A 17,281-nucleotide genomic window follows, 5' to 3' on the forward strand; every position below is an offset into this window, starting at 1 on the left:
CTCACGGCCCGGACACCCCCACCGTCCATGCCGCCCTCTCCTCCTGGTCCGCCCGTATCGGCGCCTCGCCCGACGCGCGTCCCGTCGTGATCGTCGACCAGTTCGAGGAGACGTTCACTCTCTGCCCGTCCGAGGCCGACCGGCGTGCCTTCGTGCAGGTGCTGCACGCCGCGTGCAGCACCGCTGGGCCCGGACTGCCCGCGCCGGTGCTCGTCGTGCTCGGGGTGCGCGCCGATTTCTACGACCGGTGCCTGGGCCATCCCGAGCTGGCGGACGCCCTCCAGCACCGGCACATGGTGCTCGGCCCGCTGACCGCCGCCGAACTGCGCGAGGCGGTGACCGCGCCGGCCAGGGCGGTCGGCCTGGAGCTGGAGCCGGGGCTGGCGGAGCTGATCGTGCGCGAGGTGGGCGCCGACGGGGTGCGCGGCGCGCACGGCGCGGGGGTGCTGCCGCTGCTGTCGCACGCGCTGCTCGCCACATGGCAGCGCCGCAAGGCGGGCCGGCTGTCGCTCGCCGGGTACCGGGCGGCCGGCGGTATCCAGGGCGCGGTCGCGGCGACGGCGGAGCGGGCGTGGGCGGGGCTGGACCCGGCGGCCCGCACGGCGGCCCGGCTGCTGCTGCTGCGGCTGGTGAGGATCGGCGAGGACACGCAGGCCACCCGGCGGCGCGGGACGCGGCGGCAGCTCGCGGAGGAGTCCGCTGATCCGGCGAAGACGGAGGAGTCGCTGGAGGCGCTGGTACGGGCCCGGCTGGTCACCCTGGACGCGGACACCGTGGAGATCACTCATGAGGCGCTGCTGACCGCGTGGCCCCGGCTGCGGAACTGGATCGACGAGGACCGCGGCGGCAACCTGCTGCGGCAGCGGCTGGAGGAGGACGGCCGGGCCTGGGAGGACTCCGACCGGGACCCGTCGCTGCTGTACCGGGGATCGCGGCTGGAGCAGGCGCACGGCTGGGCGCGGTCGGCGGGCGACACGTATCTCACCCGCAGCGCGGTGGAGTTCCTGGCGGCGTCGGTGCGGCTGCGGCGGCGGAACCTGTGGGTGGGGCGGGCCGCCGTGGCGCTGCTGGTGGTGCTGGCCGTGGTCGCGGCGGGCGCGGCGGTGGTGGCGTGGCAGCAGCGGGACGACGCGGTGTTCGCGCAGGTGATGGCCGAGGCGGACCGGGTGCAGGACAGCGATCCGTCGCTGTCGGCCCAGCTGGACCTGGTGGCGCACCGGCTGCGCCCGCACGACCAGGACACCGGCAACCGGCTGCTGTCGATCGTGAACGCGCCGCTCGCCACGCCTGTGCTGGGCCACACCGGCGCCGTGTATCTGACGTCGTTCTCGCCGGACGGCCGGCTGCTGGCCACCGCCAGCTACGACCGCACCGTCCGCCTGTGGGACGTCTCCGACCCGGCCCGGCCCAGGGCGCTGGGCGAGCCGCTGCGGGGGCACGGCAGCTGGGTCAGCAGTGCTGTGTTCAGTCCCGACGGGCGCACCCTGGTCAGCGCGGGTGACGACGGAACGATCCGCCGCTGGGACGTCGGCGACCCGGCCCGCCCGCGCCCGCTGGGCGCGCCGCTGGCGGGCGGGCAGGACACGATCTATCTGGTCGCGTTCGGCCCGGACGGGCGGGTGATGGCCTCCGCCGGGGAGGACCGCACGGTACGGCTGTGGGACATGGCCGACCCCGCGCACCCGCGGACCCTGGCCACGCTCACCGGGAACCGGGCCGCGGTGCGCTCGGTCGCCTTCGGCCCGGGCGGCCGTACGGTCGCCACCGGCGGGGACGACGGCACCGTACGACTGTGGGACATCGCCGACCCCCGGCGGCCGAAGGCGCTCGGGGGGCCGCTGGCCGGGCACGGCGGCACCGTGCACTCCGTCGCGTTCGCCCCGGACGGGCGGACGCTGGCGAGCGGCGGCAGCGACGACACCGTACGGCTGTGGGACATCGCCGACCCGGCGCGGGCCCGGCAGCTGGGGGCGCCGCTGACCGGGCACACCGGGCCGGTGTGGTCGGTGGCGTTCAGCCCGGACGGGGAACTGCTCGCCGCCGCGAGCGCCGACAGCACGGCCAGCCTGTGGACCGTGGCCGACCCGGCGCATCCGGCGCAGATCGGGGAGCCGCTGGCGGGCGGCAGCGGCGAGATGTACGCGCTCGGGTTCAGCCCCGACGGGCGCACCCTCGCCACCGGCAACGGCGACAGCAAGGTACGGCTGTGGTCGGTGCCGACGTCGGACATGCTGGGCCGCAGCGGCGCGTTCCGGCCGGACGGGCGGCTGTTGGCGACGGCCGCACGCGACGGCCGGGTACGGCTGTGGGACGTGGACCGGCCCGCGCATCCCCTGCTGGTGGGCGAGCCGTTCATGCCGGCCGACGGCGGTGACCGGGCGCTGCTGTTCTCCCCGGACGGGCGCACCCTGGCCGTGCTGACCGACAGTCACCGTGTGCATCTGTGGGACGTGTCCGACCCGGCCCGGCCGCGCACGCTGGGGGCGCCGCTGGAGCTGCGGACCCGGTTCGCGTTCGCGCTGGCCTTCAGCCCTGACGGGCGGGTGCTGGCGACGGCGTACACCGACCGCACGATCCGGTTGTGGGACGTGTCCGACCCGGCCCGGCCGCGGGCGCTCGGCGAGCCGTTGACCGGCCATCGCGGCTACGTCAACGACCTCGCGTTCAGCCCCGACGGGCGGACTCTCGCCAGCGGCAGCGCGGACGCCACCGTACGGCTGTGGGACGTGCGCGAGCCGGCCCGGCCGCGCGCCCTGCGCACCCTGTCCGGGCATGCCGGGCCGGTCAACATGGTCGTGTTCACGCCCGACGGGCGGACCCTGGCCAGCGGCAGCGACGACGACACGGTACGGCTGTGGGACACCGCCGACCCGGCCGGCGCCCGCCCGCTGGGCAAGCCGCTCACCGGGCACACCGAGGCGGTCGTGTCCCTCACGCTCAGTCCCGACGGGCGGACCCTCGCCAGCGGCGGCAACGACAACACCGTACGGCTGTGGAACATCGCCGACCCCGGCGACGCGTCCCCGCTGGGCGAGTCGATGAGCCCGAACGCCAAGGCGGGGCACTTCCTCGCGTTCTCCCCGCGCGGCGGCATGCTCGGGGTGTCCAGCGGCACCGGCACCGTACGGCTGTGGAATCTGGACGTCGACGCCGCCGTCCGGCACATCTGCGCCTCCACGCGCGGAGTGCTCACCGCGCAGAAGTGGCATGAGTACCTTCCGCGCCTGTCGTACGACCCGCCCTGCGCCGAGTGACCCCATTTTGTTTCAGTGATACGCATCACACCCTTGCGTCGGTCTCCGGCGGGCGCTCCCACCGCACCATCCGCCCTGTTAGCCTTGGCCACAGCCCGATCGCTGGTGCATCCCCCGTCGCCAGCGGTCGGGCCCTTTCGTGTCACCCTCCGGGCCGCGTCCGCCGCCCCGACGGGGGCCCGCACCGCCGTACCGCACCGAACCGCTCGTCACCCCTGCACCCGGAAAGGTGGTGAGTGCCGCCGTGCCGCCCCGGCGCATCACCGTCGTCACCGCCGTCCACGCCCCCTCGGCGCGCTTCCTGCCCGAGGCCCACCGGTCGCTGACCGCACAGGAGTTACCCCCCGGCTGGGAGTGGCGGTGGGTGATCCGCGAGGACGGCACCACCGACGCCGTCCGCCCCCATGTCCCCGACGACGACCGGATCGTGTTCCGGCAGGGCCGGCCCGGCGGCCCCGGCGTCGCCCGCACCCTCGCCCTCGCGGACGCCGACGGGGAGTACGTGAAGATCCTCGACGCCGACGACCAGCTCACGCCGGGCGCACTCGCCCGCGACCTGGCCGCCCTGGACACCCGTCCCGGCCTGGGCTGGGCGACCTCGCGGGCACTGGACCTGCTGCCCGACGGCACCACCACCGGCTTCCCCGGCGAACCCGCCGAGGGCCCTCTGGAACGCGGCACGGTCCTCGCCCACTTCACCGCCCACGACCACCGCGCCCCCGTCCACCCGGCCACCCTGTTCGTACGGCGCGAGCTGCTGCTCGCCCTCGGCGGCTGGATGGCGCTGCCCGCCTCCGAGGACACCGGGCTGCTGCTGGCGCTCGACGCGGTCAGCCCCGGCTGGTTCACCGCCGAGACCGGGCTGCTCTACCGCAAGTGGCCCGGCCAGGTCACCGGGCAGGCCCCGCACGTCGACCCGGCCGAGCGGCACGCCCGCACGGCGGTCGTCGTGGCCCGCGCCCACGCACTGGCGGGACTGGGGGCGCTCACGACGGGGGCGCGGTGACGGACGTGCCCCAGGGACGGGCGGCGCCGGGCTCGGGGACGCCGGTGGCCGCCGCTCGCGGAGAAAACCGGCCGCCGCTCTCGCGCTGCCGGGCCACCGCTCGGGGAGCACGGCACCGCCCGGGGAGCACGGCCACCACCCGGGGAGCACGGCCACCACCCGGGAAGCCCGGCCACCACCCGGGGAGCACGGCCACCACCCGGGAAGCCCGGCACCGCTCGGCACGGCACCGCCCGGGAAGCCCGGCCACCGCTCGCGCTTCCCGGCCGCTACTCGACGATGCTGATCGCCTGCGAGGGGCAGCCCTCCACCGCCTCCCGCAGCGCCTCCCGCAGCTCGGGATCGTCCGCCGCGTCCTCACGACCCGGCAGGACGGCGCCGAAACCGTCGACGACCGTGAAGACGGCCGGCACCCTGTAGACACAGTCACCCGAGCCGTAGCACCGCTCGGGGTCCACGGAGATCCTCATGTCTGCTCCCGTACACGCGAGGTGACTTCGACTTCACCGAACACCGACCTCCCTGCCCCGCGGAACACCCCGCCGAACCACCCCGGCCGACCAGCCCGACACCGGGACCGAAAAGGGAATCTGGGGGTCCGTCAGGGAGGCTGTGGAGACCCCGTGTCCCCCTGGAACCACCGCCGCCCGTCAGGCAGTCTTGCTCCCCGTGGCGAGCGTTCCGAATCAGGGCACGGCCGGTGAGGCCGGCGCCCATATGGTCGTGTGCGGGGACGACGGGCTGGCGCACCGGCTCGCCGCCGAACTGCGCGGCGTCTACCGCGAACAGGTCACCCTCGTCGTGCCCGCCGGCCGCGGCACCGTAAGCCCTCCCGTCGTCGGCCGCGCCCGCGCGGTCTCGGCCGCCCTGCTCGACCGGGTCGTCATGGCCGCCGTCAACCGCGGCAGCGGCACCGCCGGCACGAGCGAACCACGCGGCGGCGAACGGCTCATCGAGGCCGCCGAACCCACCGAGGCCGTCCTCGCCGACGCCGGCGTCGACCGGGCCACCGCCCTGGCCCTCGTGTACGACGACGACGAGACCAACATCCGCGCCGCCCTCACCGCCCGCCGTCTCAACCCCCGGCTGCGGCTCGTGCTGCGCCTGTACAACCGGCGGCTCGGCCAGCACATCGAGGAACTCCTCGACCAGGCCGCCGCGCTGGCCGCCGCCGACGACACCGGCGCGGACGCGGAGGACGCCTCCGTCACCGTGCTCTCCGACGCCGACACCGCCGCACCCGCCCTCACGGCGGCGGCCGTCGCCGGCACCACCAAGGTCGTCCAGACCGAGGGGCTGATGCTGCGCGCGGTGGAGCACGCTCCGCGCCCCGACGGCCGTACCCCGTCCGGGCTGGCCACCCTCGCGCTGCTGTCCGCGCCCGGCAACGATCCCGCCTACGCGGACGGTTCGGAGAACAGCGGCGAGCAAGGGCCGCAGCTGCTGCCCGACGCGGACACCGTGCGCGCCGCCCGCGGACGCGGCACCGTCGTACTGGAGCAGGTCTCCTACACCGGTCCCTCACTGCCCGCCGGCCGCGGCACCGGCGGTGTCGTCCCTCCCTTCGCCTCGCTCTTCTCCCGCCGGCTGCGCTGGTCGCTCGCCGGACTCGTCGCGTGTGTCGTCGCGCTCGCCGTCACCCTCGCCGTGGTGACCGGCGTGCACCCGCTGGGCGCGCTGTATCTGACCCTGCTCGACCTGTTCGCCATCAACGACCCCGCCAAGGGCGAACGCACCGGCCGGCAGGTGCTGCAACTGCTGTCCGGGCTCGCCGGACTGCTCCTCCTCCCCCTGCTGATCGCCGCCGTCCTGGAGGCGCTGGGCACCTTCCGCACCGCGTCCGCGCTGCGCAAACCGCCCCGCGGCCTCGGCGGGCACATCGTCCTGCTCGGCCTCGGCAAGATCGGCACCCGGGTCCTGACCCGGCTGCGGGAACTCGACGTGCCCGTGGTGTGCGTCGAGTCCGACCCGGAGGCCCGCGGCATGGCCACCGCCCGCCGGCTGCGGGTGCCGGTGGTGCTCGGCGACGTCACCCAGGAAGGCGTCCTGGAGGCCGCGAAGATCCACCGCGCGTACGCGCTGCTCGCGGTGACCTCATCCGACACCACCAACCTGGAGGCCGTGCTGTACGCCCGCGGGGTACGGCCCGGCCTGCGGGCCGTGCTGCGGGTGTACGACGACGACTTCGCGACCGCCGTCTACCGCACCCTGCGCGCCGCGCACCCGCACGCCCTCACCCGCAGCCGCAGCGTCACCCACCTCGCGGCGCCCGCGTTCGCCGGGGCGATGCACGGGCGGCAGATCCTCGGCGCGATCCCCGTCGAACGGCGGGTGCTGCTGTTCGCGGAGATGCAGGTCGGCCGGTACCCGCAGCTCACCGGCAAGACGGTCGCGGACGCCTTCGAACCGGGCCTGTGGCGGGTGCTGGCGGTCGACGCGGCCGGCGTCGAGGGGGAGGTGTCCGAGGCGTACGTCCTGCGCGACGAGGACCGTGTGGTGCTGGCGGCGACCCGCCAGGGCCTGGCACGACTGAGCCCTGCCCGGGGCCGTGCACCCGGGCCGCCCTCCCCGGCCCGCCCCCCGGCGGGCACGGGGGAGTGAGCCGGGGCTGCCCCCCGCCCGACGCCCCCACGACCCGCGGCAAGATCCAGACGACACGGCCTACTGCGGCTTCGGCAGATGCCGCTCCGCGAAGTCCAGTTCGAGCCGGACCTGCTTGATGCGCTCGTCGACCACGAGGGAGCCGTGCCCGGCGTCGTACCGGTACACCTCGTGGACCGCGTCGCGCGCCTGGAGCCGGGTCACATAGTTCTCGATCTGGCGGATCGGGCAGCGTGGGTCGTTGACCCCGGCGGAGATGAAGACAGGGGCCTTCACCCGGTCGACGTAGGTCAGCGGGGACGACGCCGCGAACCGCTCCGGGACCTCCTCGGGCGTCCCGCCGAGCAGGGTGCGGTCCATCGCCTTCAGCGCCTCCATCTCGTCGTGGTACGCCGTGACGTAGTCGGCGACCGGGACGACCGCGATGCCCAGCGCCCACGCGTCGGGCTGCGTACCGAGACCGAGCAGGGTGAGATAGCCGCCCCAGGAGGCGCCGCTGAGGATCAGCCGGCCGGGGTCGGCGAGACCGGAGCCGATCGCCCACTCCCGCACGGCCGCGATGTCCTCCAGCTCGATCAGACCGACCCGGTGCTTCAGCGCGTCCGTCCAGGCACGGCCGTACCCGGTGGAGCCCCGGTAGTTGACCCGCACCACCGCGTACCCGTGGTCCACCCAGGCCGCGGGGCCCGCCGCGAACGAGTCGCTGTCGTGCCACGTCGGGCCGCCGTGGATGTCGAACACGGTCGGCAGCGGCCCCTTGGCGCCGGCCGGCTTCTGCACGAGCGCGTGGATACGGCCGCCCGGCCCGTCCACCCACACGTCCTCCACCGCGACCGACCCCGGGCAGCGCATCCCCGGCGGGTCGAGCACCACACCGCCGCCGGTCGAACGCACGGCGGGCGGCTCGGCCGCCGACGACCACAGATACTCCACCGTGCCGTCCGGGCGGGCCGTCGCGCCCGACACCGTGCCCGGCGGGGTCGGGATGCGCTCGAGACGGCCCTCCCCCAGGTCGTACCGGAACAGCTCGCTGCGGGCCTCGAAGCCGTGCACCACGAGCAGCGCGCTGCCGTCCGGATACCACTCGGCGCTGACATCGCCCGGCAGGTCCAGCACCAGGTCGGTCTCCTCGCCGGTCGCCACGTCCCACACCATCGGCTCCCAGCGGCCCCGCCGCTGATGCCCGACCAGCAGCCGCGTGTCACCGTCGACCGGCGCGAACCCGAGCACCTCCAGGCCCAGCTCCTTCGTCCCGCCCTCGGTGTCGTCCAGCTCGGCGACGGCCGTGCCGTCCGGGCGCAGCACCCGCAGCGCCGAGTGCATCGCGTCGCCGTGCTCGGTGTGCTCGATCGCGATCAGCGAACCGTCGTGCGACAGATCACCGACTCCCGCCGACTCGCGGTGCCGGTAGATCTCCCGCGGCGGCTCACCGGTGCGGGCCAGATGGATCGTCGTACCGTCCTCGTCGGTGGAGCGGCCGACGACCGCCGTACGCCCGTCGCGGCCGAGGGCCAGGCCCGCCGGATAGGACGGGTCCAGGCCCGGCGTGGCCAGCTCGTCCTCACCGCCCGTGAAGGGGCGGCGGCGCCACACGCCGAACTCGTCGCCGTCCTTGTCGTCGAACCACCAGATCCACTCGCCGTCCGGGGAGAGCACGCCCTCCGTCGTGCCGTTCGGCCGGTGCGTCACCTGCTGCTGCTCGCCGGTCTCGCGGTCCCAGGAGTACAGCTCGTACGTACCGGTGGCGTTCGACACGAACAGTGCGCGGTGCGGGGCGTCCAGCGCCCAGTCCGGCAGGGAGACCCGCGGCGCCCGGAACCGCTTCTCCCAGTCCGGCATGGTCTCCGTCAAGCCCTCCGGCATGTCGTCGGCAGTCTCCTCAGGCATCTCCCCGCCCGCTTCCCGGTCCCTTGTGGTGGACCCGTTGCTCTCAGTCATGGCCCCATACTGCCCGCTCACGCCGACAATCGTCCGCCCCGCTCCCCAGCCTGTGGACAACTTCCCGCCCACCTCACCACGGCCGTCACATCCACCGCACTCTCCGACGGCCCCACGAGGCCCGTACGACGCCCGTGCGGGCCCCGTGCGGGCCGTCGCCGGACGCCGCGCACCGCCCGGCCCCGCCGCCGGGTTCCCCGCGCGCGCACCGTACCGTGGAGGGCGTGTACCGGTTTCTGCTGACGCCCCGCTGGTGGGGGATCAACGTCTTCGTGCTGCTGGCCATCCCCTTCTGCGTCTTCATGGGGTCCTGGCAGCTGAGCCGGTTCGAGGCGCGCGTCGACGAGCACCGCGACGCCGAGAGCGCGGCCACCGACGCCCGCCGCGAGACACCCCGCCCGCTGACGGAGCTGCTGCCCGTCGACAAGGCGACCGCCGGACGGCAGACCACCGCGACCGGCCGGTACGCCGAACAGCTGCTCGTCCCCGACCGCGAGCTGGACGGCCGCGACGGCTTCTACGTGCTGACCCTGCTGCGCACCGACGACGGCAAGGCCCTGCCGGTGGTGCGGGGCTGGCTGCCCGGCGACGCCGACACGGCGAAGGCCCCCGCCCCGCCGTCCGGCGAGGTCACCGTCACCGGCGCTCTCCAGGCCTCCGAGACACCCGGCGACAACGGCGTCAGCGCCCGCGGCGGGCTCCCCGCCGGGCAGACCGCCGCCATCAGCGCGGCATCGCTGGTCAACCTGGTGCCGTACGACCTGTACGACGCGTGGGTGACCCTCGACAAGGCCGACCCCGGGCTGACCACCGTACCGCCGGGCCGGACCGCGGACACCGGGCTGGACCTCAAGGCGTTCCAGAACCTCGGCTACACCGGCGAGTGGTTCGTCTTCGCCGGGTTCGTGGTGTTCATGTGGTTCCGCCTGCTGCGCCGCGAGGTGGAGTACCAGCGGGACGCGGAACTCGGGCTCCTCCCGGAGGACGAGCCCGCTCACGCCTGACCCCGGCCGGGTCTGCCGCAGCGCTTCCGGGAGGGCAGCTACCGCGCCAGCAGCCCCGTCCGGTACACCGTGCCCGCGCAGGCGTCGCTCACGGTCGTGGACGCCGTCGGCGAGCCCGTGACCGGCGTGTACGACACCACGACGCTGCCCTCGGCCGTACCTCCGTCGGCGACGAGCTGAGGCGTCGTACCGGATGCCGTGCCCGCCGAGACACCCGCGCTGCCGTCGCCGCTGGCGTCGGGGCTGGGCGAGGGGTCCGTGGACGGTGTGGAGCTGCCGCCGCTGTCACCGCCGCCGGCGGTGGCACCGCCGTCGCCGCCCGAGCCTGCCGTGCCGCCGGTGCCGGCGGTGCCGCTGCTGTCGGTCGGGCAGGTCTCCGACGGCACCCAGGCGAACCGCACGTCGTATCCGGCGCCCGGCGCGAGCACCAGCCGGGACATCGACATGGCGGGGTCGGGCAGGCCCGATACGGCGTCCCCCGCCGTGTGCTCCGCGAGCGTGATCCGCGCCGGGTCGGCGGCGCCCGCCGCGAGCGGGGTCACGGTGCCGGGGCCGGTGACGGTGCAGTCGGCGGCGGAGACGTTGACGATGTGGAAGGTGCCGTGGACGATGCCGGACGCGTCGGGGCCGCTGCTCTCGGCCGTGGCGCCGCCGAGCTGGTCGGCCGTGCACTCGGGGACACCTCCGGCGCCGCTCGTGGCGGCCGGGTCGGCGGCACCGCCCGCGCCGGAGCCCTTGCCCTGGTCGGCGTCCTTGCCGCCGTCCTTGCCCTGGCCGGGGGCGGCGGCCGAGCCGGAGCCGGCCGTTGTCTCCCGCCCGTCGGGGATGTTGGTGCCGGTGCCGCCCTGGGCCTCGGAGCTGTTGCCGGCGATGGACGGGTTGGCGTCGGAACCGGTCGCGGTGGAGACATGCACCAGCGCGGGCACGGCCGTACCGATGAACAGGGCTGCCGCCGCCATGCCGACCGCGGCCTGACGCTTGCGTGCGCGGCGCGCGGGCACGGCACGCTTCAGGTGCTCCAGGGTGCCGTCGCGCGGTTCGATGCCCTGGACTGCCTGGTGCAGCATCCGGCGCAGTGCCAGCTCGTCCGAGTCGAACCCTTCGGGGCTCTGGTCGTCCAGGCCGTGTTTCACAGTTCCGTTCCCAGCGTGCGGTGGTTGTTCGTGCGGTGACGCGGCATGCGGCGGCTCGACGGGGGCGCGAGTCTCAGGGGCCTCGCTCGCCTCGGAAGCCTCACGGACCTCACGCGCCTCGGAAGCCTCACGGACCTCACGCGCCTCGGAAGCCTCACGGACCTCACGCGCCTCGGAAGCCTCACGGACCTCACGCGCCTCGGAAGCCTCACGGACCTCACGCGCGTCACCGGCCTCACGGACCTCATATGCCTCGGAAGCCTCACGGCTCCCCCGCGCCTCACCGGCGTCGCCGACCCCTTCCCGGTCGCCTCGGGCGTCCGTCATGTCCGGGCCTCCATCGCGACGCGCAGCGCGGCGATGCCGCGGGAGCCGTACGCCTTGACCGAGCCGAGGGAGATGCCGAGCGTCTCCGCGACCTGCGCCTCGGTCATGTCGGCGAAGTAGCGCAGCACGAGCACCTCGCGCTGTCTGCGCTGGAGCCCTTTCATCGCCTTGATGAGCGAGTCGCGCTCCAGCTGGTCGTACGCCCCTTCCTCCGCGCTGGCCATGTCGGGCATCGGCTTGGACAGCAGCTTCAGGCCGAGGATGCGGCGGCGCAGCGCCGAACGGGACAGGTTGACGACGGTCTGCCGCAGATAGGCGAGGGTCTTCTCGGGGTCGCGGACGCGTTTGCGCGCCGAGTGGACGCGGATGAACGCCTCCTGGACGACGTCCTCGCAGGAGGCGGTGTCGTCGAGGAGGAGCGCGGCGAGGCCGAGCAGGGACCGGTAGTGGGCGCGGTAGGTCTCGGTGAGGTGGTCGACGGTCGTGCCGGCCGCGACGGTCTCCTCGACGCCGTCACGCTGACCGGGTATACGGGCGGGCCGCGCTGCGGGCATGGGCGCGATCACCGGCATGCCGCCGGGCAGGCCGGACACACGGGTCCGGCGGCTGCCGCGGGGCGGGCGCAGTGCCGTACGGCGCGCGGCCACAGTGAAGTCGAGTACCTCTGCCACGCCAGTTGGACACGTTTCCCCCCGATCGGGTTGTACGTGCCGGGCGTCAGGTTTGCGCCCACCATCTGTCCCGCTCTTTCCCTATGTCCGAACGAACGGGTGTCCCCCGCCCGCTGCCAGGCCGTCCCCACGTCCTGGCGACACGCGTCCCCGCGTACCGTCACCGGGCGACCGCAAAGACGCTCCCCGCTCTCCGCGCGGTTGCGGGAGCGGGGTGGAAAATCTTCGGCCGCCGCGGGTGCGGGGCTCAAGTGATTCAGGACATCACCCTGATCACGTGATTCACACAGATCCTATGAACAGCCACCGACATCGGGGCGGCCGACGGTTCAGCGCAGGTCCGCCGCGACCAGCTCGGCGATCTGCGCGGTGTTCAGGGCGGCGCCCTTGCGCAGGTTGTCCCCGCACACGAACAGTTCCAGCGCCGTCGGATCGTCCAGGGCGCGGCGGACCCGGCCGACCCAGGTGGGGTCGGTGCCGACGGCGTCGGCGGGGGTCGGGAACTCCCCGGCGGCGGGGTTGTCGAACAGGACGACGCCGGGGGCGGTGGCGAGGATCTCGCGGGCCCGGTCGACGGTGACCTCGCCCTGGAAGCGGGCGTGGACGGTCAGGGAGTGCGTGGTGACGACGGGGACGCGCACGCAGGTGACGGCGACGGGCAGGTCGGGCAGCCCGAGGATCCTGCGGGACTCGTCCCGTACCTTCATCTCCTCCGACGACCAGCCGTCCTCGCGCAGCGATCCGGCCCACGGTACGACGTTGAGGGCGACCGGCTCCGGGAACGGCCCCGTGCGGTCCCCGACCGCGCGGCGCAGATCGCCGGGGGTGGTGCCCAGTTCCGTACCGGCGACGAGGGCGAGCTGCTCCCGCAGCGTCTCGACGCCGGCCCGCCCGGCGCCGCTGACGGCCTGGTACGAGGAGACGACCAGTTCGCGCAGCCCGAACTCGGCGTGCAGCGCGCCCAGGGCGACGATCATCGACAGGGTCGTGCAGTTGGGGTTGGCGACGATGCCGCGCGGCCGGTTGCGGACCGTGTGGGCGTTCACCTCGGGGACGACGAGGGGGACGTCCGGGTCGGTCCGGAAGGCGGCGGAGTTGTCGACGACGACGGCGCCGCGTGCGGCGGCGACCGGCACCCACTGCGCGGCGACCTCGTCCGGCACGTCGAACAGGGCGATGTCGACCCCGTCGAAGACGTCCTCCGACAGGGCCAGCACCTCGACCTCCTCGCCGCGCACGGTCAGCTTGCGGCCGGCCGAGCGCGGGGAGGCGATCAGACGGATCTCGCCCCAGATGTCCGCCCGGTGGGACAGGATCTGGAGCAGGACCGTGCCGACGGCCCCGGTCGCCCCGACGACCGCGAGCGTCGGCGCGGGGCCCCCAGGGCCTGTCGTGGTCACCTGCCGGTGCCTCCGTAGACGACGGCCTCGTCGCTGTCGGAGTCGAGCCCGAAGGCGGTGTGGACGGCGCGGACGGCTTCCGGCACGTCGTCGGCGCGGGTGACGACCGAGATGCGGATCTCGGAGGTCGAGATCAGCTCGATGTTCACGCCGGCGTCGGACAGCGCGGTGAAGAAGTCGGCGGTGACACCGGGGTTGGTCTTCATGCCGGCGCCGACCAGGGAGATCTTGCCGATCTGGTCGTCGTAGCGCAGCGAGTCGAAACCGATGGCCGACTTGTTCTTCTCCAGCGCGTCGATGGCCTTGCGGCCCTCGGTCTTCGGCAGCGTGAAGGAGATGTCCGTCAGGCCGGTGGCGGCGGCGGACACGTTCTGCACGACCATGTCGATGTTGATCTCGGCGTCGGCGATCGTGCGGAAGATGGACGCCGCCTCGCCCGGCTTGTCCGGCACGCCGACGACCGTGATCTTGGCCTCGGAGGTGTCGTGCGCGACACCGGAGATGATGGCCTGCTCCACCTGCTTGTCCCCTTGCTGAATCGGCTCACTGCTGACCCACGTGCCCTGCAGTCCGCTGAAGCTGGACCGGACGTGGATCGGGATGTTGTAGCGGCGGGCGTACTCCACACAGCGGTGGAGCAGCACCTTGGACCCGGAGGAGGCCAGCTCCAGCATGTCCTCGAAGGAGATCCAGTCGATCTTCCGGGCCTTCTTCACCACGCGGGGGTCGGCGGTGAACACGCCGTCGACGTCGGTGTAGATCTCGCAGACCTCGGCGTCGAGCGCGGCGGCGAGGGCGACGGCGGTGGTGTCGGAGCCGCCGCGGCCCAGGGTGGTGATGTCCTTGGTGTCCTGGCTGACGCCCTGGAACCCGGCGACGATGGCGATGTTGCCCTCGTCGAGCGAGTCACGGATACGGCCCGGCGTGACATCGATGATCCGGGCTTTGTTGTGGACCGAGTCGGTGATGACACCTGCCTGGCTGCCGGTGAACGACTGGGCGCTGTGGCCCAGGTTTTTGATCGCCATGGCCAGCAGTGCCATGGAGATCCGCTCTCCCGCGGTCAGCAGCATGTCGAGCTCGCGACCGGCAGGCATGGGAGAGACCTGCTCGGCGAGATCGATCAGCTCGTCCGTCGTGTCGCCCATCGCGGAAACCACGGCGACCACCTGGTGGCCGTTCTTCTTGGCTTCCACGATCCGCTTGGCGACGCGCTTGATGCCCTCGGCATCGGCTACGGAGGAGCCTCCGTACTTCTGCACGACAAGGCCCACGTGCGCTCCTCGCTCCGTTTGTGTTCTTTCCGCATATACGACGGTGTACTGCGGGTCGGTTCAGTCTATCGAGCGTCCGAATTCGCCCCTCTTGATATCGCATCGTGAGATACGAACAGACGCCCGTCTTCCGACCGGGCTCATGCCCAGGGCACACCCCGCCACGCACAAAGTGGGCCGCGTCACACGACGTCACATCATCCGGCGAGGTCCTCGAGGGGTGGTGTCGCTCCTCGCCGAAAATCGGATCTCGACGTGAAGGCCGGGCCCGACAGCCGACGTCGGTACGGCGGGTGGCCCGGCCCCGTACGAAGCAGAGCCCGGTCGCGTACGAAAGCAGCGGGATCACCCCACCTCATCCGATCGAGGCAGATGCCCGTGGCCAGTGCGTGACCGGGCAGCACGAAGCCCGAGGCCGATGTGCTCGGCCTCGGGCTTCGGGGGCGGCGGGCGTTGTTACTTGGACTCGCGGAGGCCCAGGGGGCCGGCGATCTCCTCGGCCATGACCTGGCCCGCCTCGAACTCCAGGGTGTCGTCGCCCATGTCCGCCTGGTCGGTGTCCAGGCCGTCCAGCTCCTCCAGGGGCTGGTTCAGCCGGACGTGGATGAGGACGGACTGCAGGGCGCGCAGCACCGCCGACGCGGTCGGGCCCCAGTTGGAGAAGTAGGAGAACTGCCACCACCACAGCGCCTCCGAGGTGCGGCCGGCGCGGTAGTGGGCCATGCCGTGGCGCAGATCGGTGATGATGTCGGCGAGGTCGTCGGAGATCCGGGCCGGCACGGGCGCCTTGCGCGGCTCGTACGGGTCGAAGACCTCCGAGTAGACGTCGATCGGCTCCAGCAGGCGCGCGAAGTTCTCCCGCAGCTCGTCCACGTCCGGCTCCGGGCCCGGGTCGGGCTCGTACCGCTCGTCGGGGACGATGTCCTCGTGCGCGCCCAGCCGCCCGCCGGCCAGGAGCAGTTGGGAGACCTCCAGCAGCAGGAACGGCACCGCCGAGGCCGGCTCGTCGCCCTTGGCGACCTCCGTGACCGCGACCAGGAAACTCTCCACCTGGTCCGCGATCTGGACCACGAAGTCGTCCGGGTCGTGCGAAGTCGCGTGCAGCGTGGCGTCAGACATCTAGGAGTCGTCTCCCCTCGAAGGCGCGGCCGAGGGTGACCTCGTCCGCGTATTCCAGGTCGCCACCCACCGGGAGGCCGCTGGCCAGGCGGGTGACCTTCAGGCCCATGGGCTTGATCATGCGGGCGAGGTACGTGGCCGTGGCCTCGCCTTCGAGATTGGGGTCCGTCGCGAGGATCAGCTCCGTGACCGTGCCGTCGGCCAGCCGGGCGAGAAGCTCCCGGATGCGCAGGTCGTCGGGGCCGACGCCCTCGATCGGGCTGATCGCGCCGCCCAGCACGTGATAGCGGCCCCGGAACTCCCGGGTGCGCTCGATCGCGACGACGTCCTTGGGTTCCTCGACCACGCAGATGACCGAGGGATCGCGGCGGGCGTCACGGCAGATGCCGCACTGCTCCTCCTGCGCCACGTTGCCGCATACCGCGCAGAAGCGGACCTTCGCCTTCACTTCGAGCAGGGCATGGGCCAGCCGCCGCACGTCCGTGGGCTCCGCCTGGAGGATGTGGAAGGCGATCCGCTGCGCGCTCTTGGGACCGACGCCGGGCAACCGCCCCAGCTCGTCGATGAGGTCCTGGACCACGCCTTCGTACAACGGACTGCCGTCCTTCCTCGTTGCTTCTCTCCGTACGGTAGATGCCGTACGGCTGTCTTAGAAAGGCGCTTCGGCGATCAGAAGGGCAGACCCGGGATGCCGCCACCGCCGAGGCCCTGCGCGAGCGGGCCGAGCTTCTGCTGCTGAAGGGTCTGCGCGTTCTCGTTGGCCGCGTGGACGGCCGCGACGATGAGATCGGCGAGGGTCTCGGTGTCCTCCGGGTCCACCGCCTTCGGGTCGATCCGCAGCGCCCGCAGCTCACCGGCGCCGGTGACCGTGGCCTTGACCAGGCCACCGCCGGCCTGACCGTCGACCTCCGTGTTCGCGAGTTCCTCCTGCGCCCGTTGCAGGTCCTGCTGCATCTTCTGGGCCTGCTGGAGCAACTGCTGCATGTTGGGCTGGCCACCACCGGGGATCACGGATCAGCTCCTGTCTCGGCTGTTGTTCATTTCTGCGCCTTGTCCGCCTTGTACGAGCCTACGTGCTCCGACCCGGGGTCGCCGCAGCACTCTTTCGAGTGAGCCTGTCGCGCGGTCTATACCTGATCAAGGCCCTCTTCCGGGCGGAAAAGTGAGGAAACGGTCCGCATCGCCACCCATTGGGCGGTAGGAAGGGGTGTCGCAGAGGACGTCACGCACCGTGACCGTCACGCGCTGTGATCTTTCGCCAGTTGTCCGTTCCTCAGTAGGGAGTGCCGGGTGGGTCAGCCGGAGATGCAGCCCGAGGGTCCGCCTCAGGACGGGCGAGGAGAGGGCGGTGCGGGGCTGCGGCCGGGCGATCTGACCGGGCGGGCCTTTCCGCTCGGCGACTGGGGGGAGCCCGCCGCCCGGCTCGACGAGCTGTACCGGTGGGTGGAGCGCGGGGCGTTGCAGACAGCGGCCTGGTATCTGTCCGACCGGGTGTGGAAGCGGCGCGGGGCGCGGGCGCTGCGGATCGACCCGAAGGCGGTGGACCCGGAGGAC

14 protein-coding genes are annotated in these 17,281 nt (G+C 73.2%); 5 read left to right on the forward strand and 9 right to left on the reverse strand.

The window, feature by feature from the left end; translation table 11 throughout:
• Both MTQ10_RS15955 and MTQ10_RS15960 read left to right on the forward strand, forming a co-directional pair.
• Positions 1 to 3,254, forward strand: a 3,254-nt coding sequence (locus MTQ10_RS15955) for a WD40 repeat domain-containing protein (RefSeq protein WP_247468287.1), incomplete at its 5' end; no start/stop codon positions are given.
• Positions 3,255 to 3,486: 232 nt separating this feature from the next.
• Positions 3,487 to 4,260, forward strand: a complete 774-nt coding sequence (locus MTQ10_RS15960) for a glycosyltransferase family 2 protein (protein WP_247468289.1) — start codon at positions 3,487 to 3,489, stop codon at positions 4,258 to 4,260.
• Positions 4,261 to 4,529: 269 nt separating this feature from the next.
• On the opposite strand, the gene MTQ10_RS15965 is transcribed toward MTQ10_RS15960, so the two are convergent.
• Positions 4,530 to 4,730 (reverse strand): ferredoxin, encoded by a 201-nt coding sequence (locus tag MTQ10_RS15965; protein WP_247468291.1) that lies wholly within the window; start codon positions 4,728 to 4,730, stop codon positions 4,530 to 4,532.
• Positions 4,731 to 4,977: 247 nt separating this feature from the next.
• On the opposite strand from MTQ10_RS15965, the gene MTQ10_RS15970 reads away from it, so the two are divergent.
• Positions 4,978 to 6,861 carry an NAD-binding protein gene (locus tag MTQ10_RS15970; protein ID WP_247468341.1) on the forward strand — a complete coding sequence of 628 codons (1,884 nt, stop codon included), beginning with the start codon at positions 4,978 to 4,980 and terminating at the stop codon, positions 6,859 to 6,861.
• 60 nt (positions 6,862 to 6,921) lie between these two features.
• Here the strand turns inward: MTQ10_RS15970 and MTQ10_RS15975 are convergent, their stop codons facing one another.
• The gene (locus MTQ10_RS15975) at positions 6,922 to 8,748 is read right to left on the reverse strand and encodes a S9 family peptidase (protein ID WP_247468294.1); all 1,827 of its coding nucleotides are present in this window, start codon (positions 8,746 to 8,748) and stop codon (positions 6,922 to 6,924) included.
• A 275-nt stretch (positions 8,749 to 9,023) separates the two neighbouring features.
• Here MTQ10_RS15975 and MTQ10_RS15980 point away from each other — a divergent pair, with 275 nt between their 5' ends.
• Positions 9,024 to 9,803 carry an SURF1 family protein gene (locus tag MTQ10_RS15980; protein ID WP_247468298.1) on the forward strand — a complete coding sequence of 260 codons (780 nt, stop codon included), beginning with the start codon at positions 9,024 to 9,026 and terminating at the stop codon, positions 9,801 to 9,803.
• A gap of 38 nt (positions 9,804 to 9,841) precedes the next feature.
• Here the strand turns inward: MTQ10_RS15980 and MTQ10_RS15985 are convergent, their stop codons facing one another.
• The 7 genes from MTQ10_RS15985 to MTQ10_RS16015 all read right to left on the reverse strand — a co-directional run bounded on the left by MTQ10_RS15985 (position 9,842) and on the right by MTQ10_RS16015 (position 16,738).
• Positions 9,842 to 10,936: a hypothetical protein gene (locus MTQ10_RS15985; RefSeq protein WP_308404574.1), complete on the reverse strand. Its 1,095-nt coding sequence runs from the start codon at positions 10,934 to 10,936 to the stop codon at positions 9,842 to 9,844.
• A gap of 323 nt (positions 10,937 to 11,259) precedes the next feature.
• Positions 11,260 to 11,835, reverse strand: a complete 576-nt coding sequence (locus tag MTQ10_RS15990) for a SigE family RNA polymerase sigma factor (protein WP_282612231.1) — start codon at positions 11,833 to 11,835, stop codon at positions 11,260 to 11,262.
• A gap of 428 nt (positions 11,836 to 12,263) precedes the next feature.
• Positions 12,264 to 13,334: an aspartate-semialdehyde dehydrogenase gene (locus MTQ10_RS15995; RefSeq protein WP_247468309.1), complete on the reverse strand. Its 1,071-nt coding sequence runs from the start codon at positions 13,332 to 13,334 to the stop codon at positions 12,264 to 12,266.
• Entirely contained in the window at positions 13,331 to 14,608 is a 1,278-nt protein-coding gene (locus tag MTQ10_RS16000) for an aspartate kinase (protein ID WP_247468312.1), read from the reverse strand. The genes MTQ10_RS15995 and MTQ10_RS16000 overlap by 4 nt, the downstream gene beginning before the upstream one ends.
• 456 nt (positions 14,609 to 15,064) lie before the next feature.
• Positions 15,065 to 15,727, reverse strand: coding sequence for a DUF5063 domain-containing protein (locus tag MTQ10_RS16005; RefSeq protein WP_247468315.1), 663 nt, complete (start codon positions 15,725 to 15,727; stop codon positions 15,065 to 15,067).
• On the reverse strand, positions 15,720 to 16,319 hold the full coding sequence (gene recR / locus MTQ10_RS16010; protein ID WP_247468318.1) for a recombination mediator RecR: 600 nt from the start codon (positions 16,317 to 16,319) through the stop codon (positions 15,720 to 15,722). The genes MTQ10_RS16005 and recR overlap by 8 nt, the downstream gene beginning before the upstream one ends.
• A gap of 77 nt (positions 16,320 to 16,396) precedes the next feature.
• The gene (locus MTQ10_RS16015; protein WP_247468321.1) at positions 16,397 to 16,738 is read right to left on the reverse strand and encodes a YbaB/EbfC family nucleoid-associated protein; all 342 of its coding nucleotides are present in this window, start codon (positions 16,736 to 16,738) and stop codon (positions 16,397 to 16,399) included.
• A 279-nt stretch (positions 16,739 to 17,017) separates the two neighbouring features.
• Here MTQ10_RS16015 and MTQ10_RS16020 point away from each other — a divergent pair.
• A partial coding sequence (locus tag MTQ10_RS16020) for an SLATT domain-containing protein (protein WP_247468324.1) occupies positions 17,018 to 17,281 on the forward strand: 264 nt, incomplete at its 3' end.

It is taken from the genome of Streptomyces sp. XM83C (assembly GCF_023072675.1).
Taxonomy (GTDB): domain Bacteria; phylum Actinomycetota; class Actinomycetes; order Streptomycetales; family Streptomycetaceae; genus Streptomyces; species Streptomyces thermocoprophilus.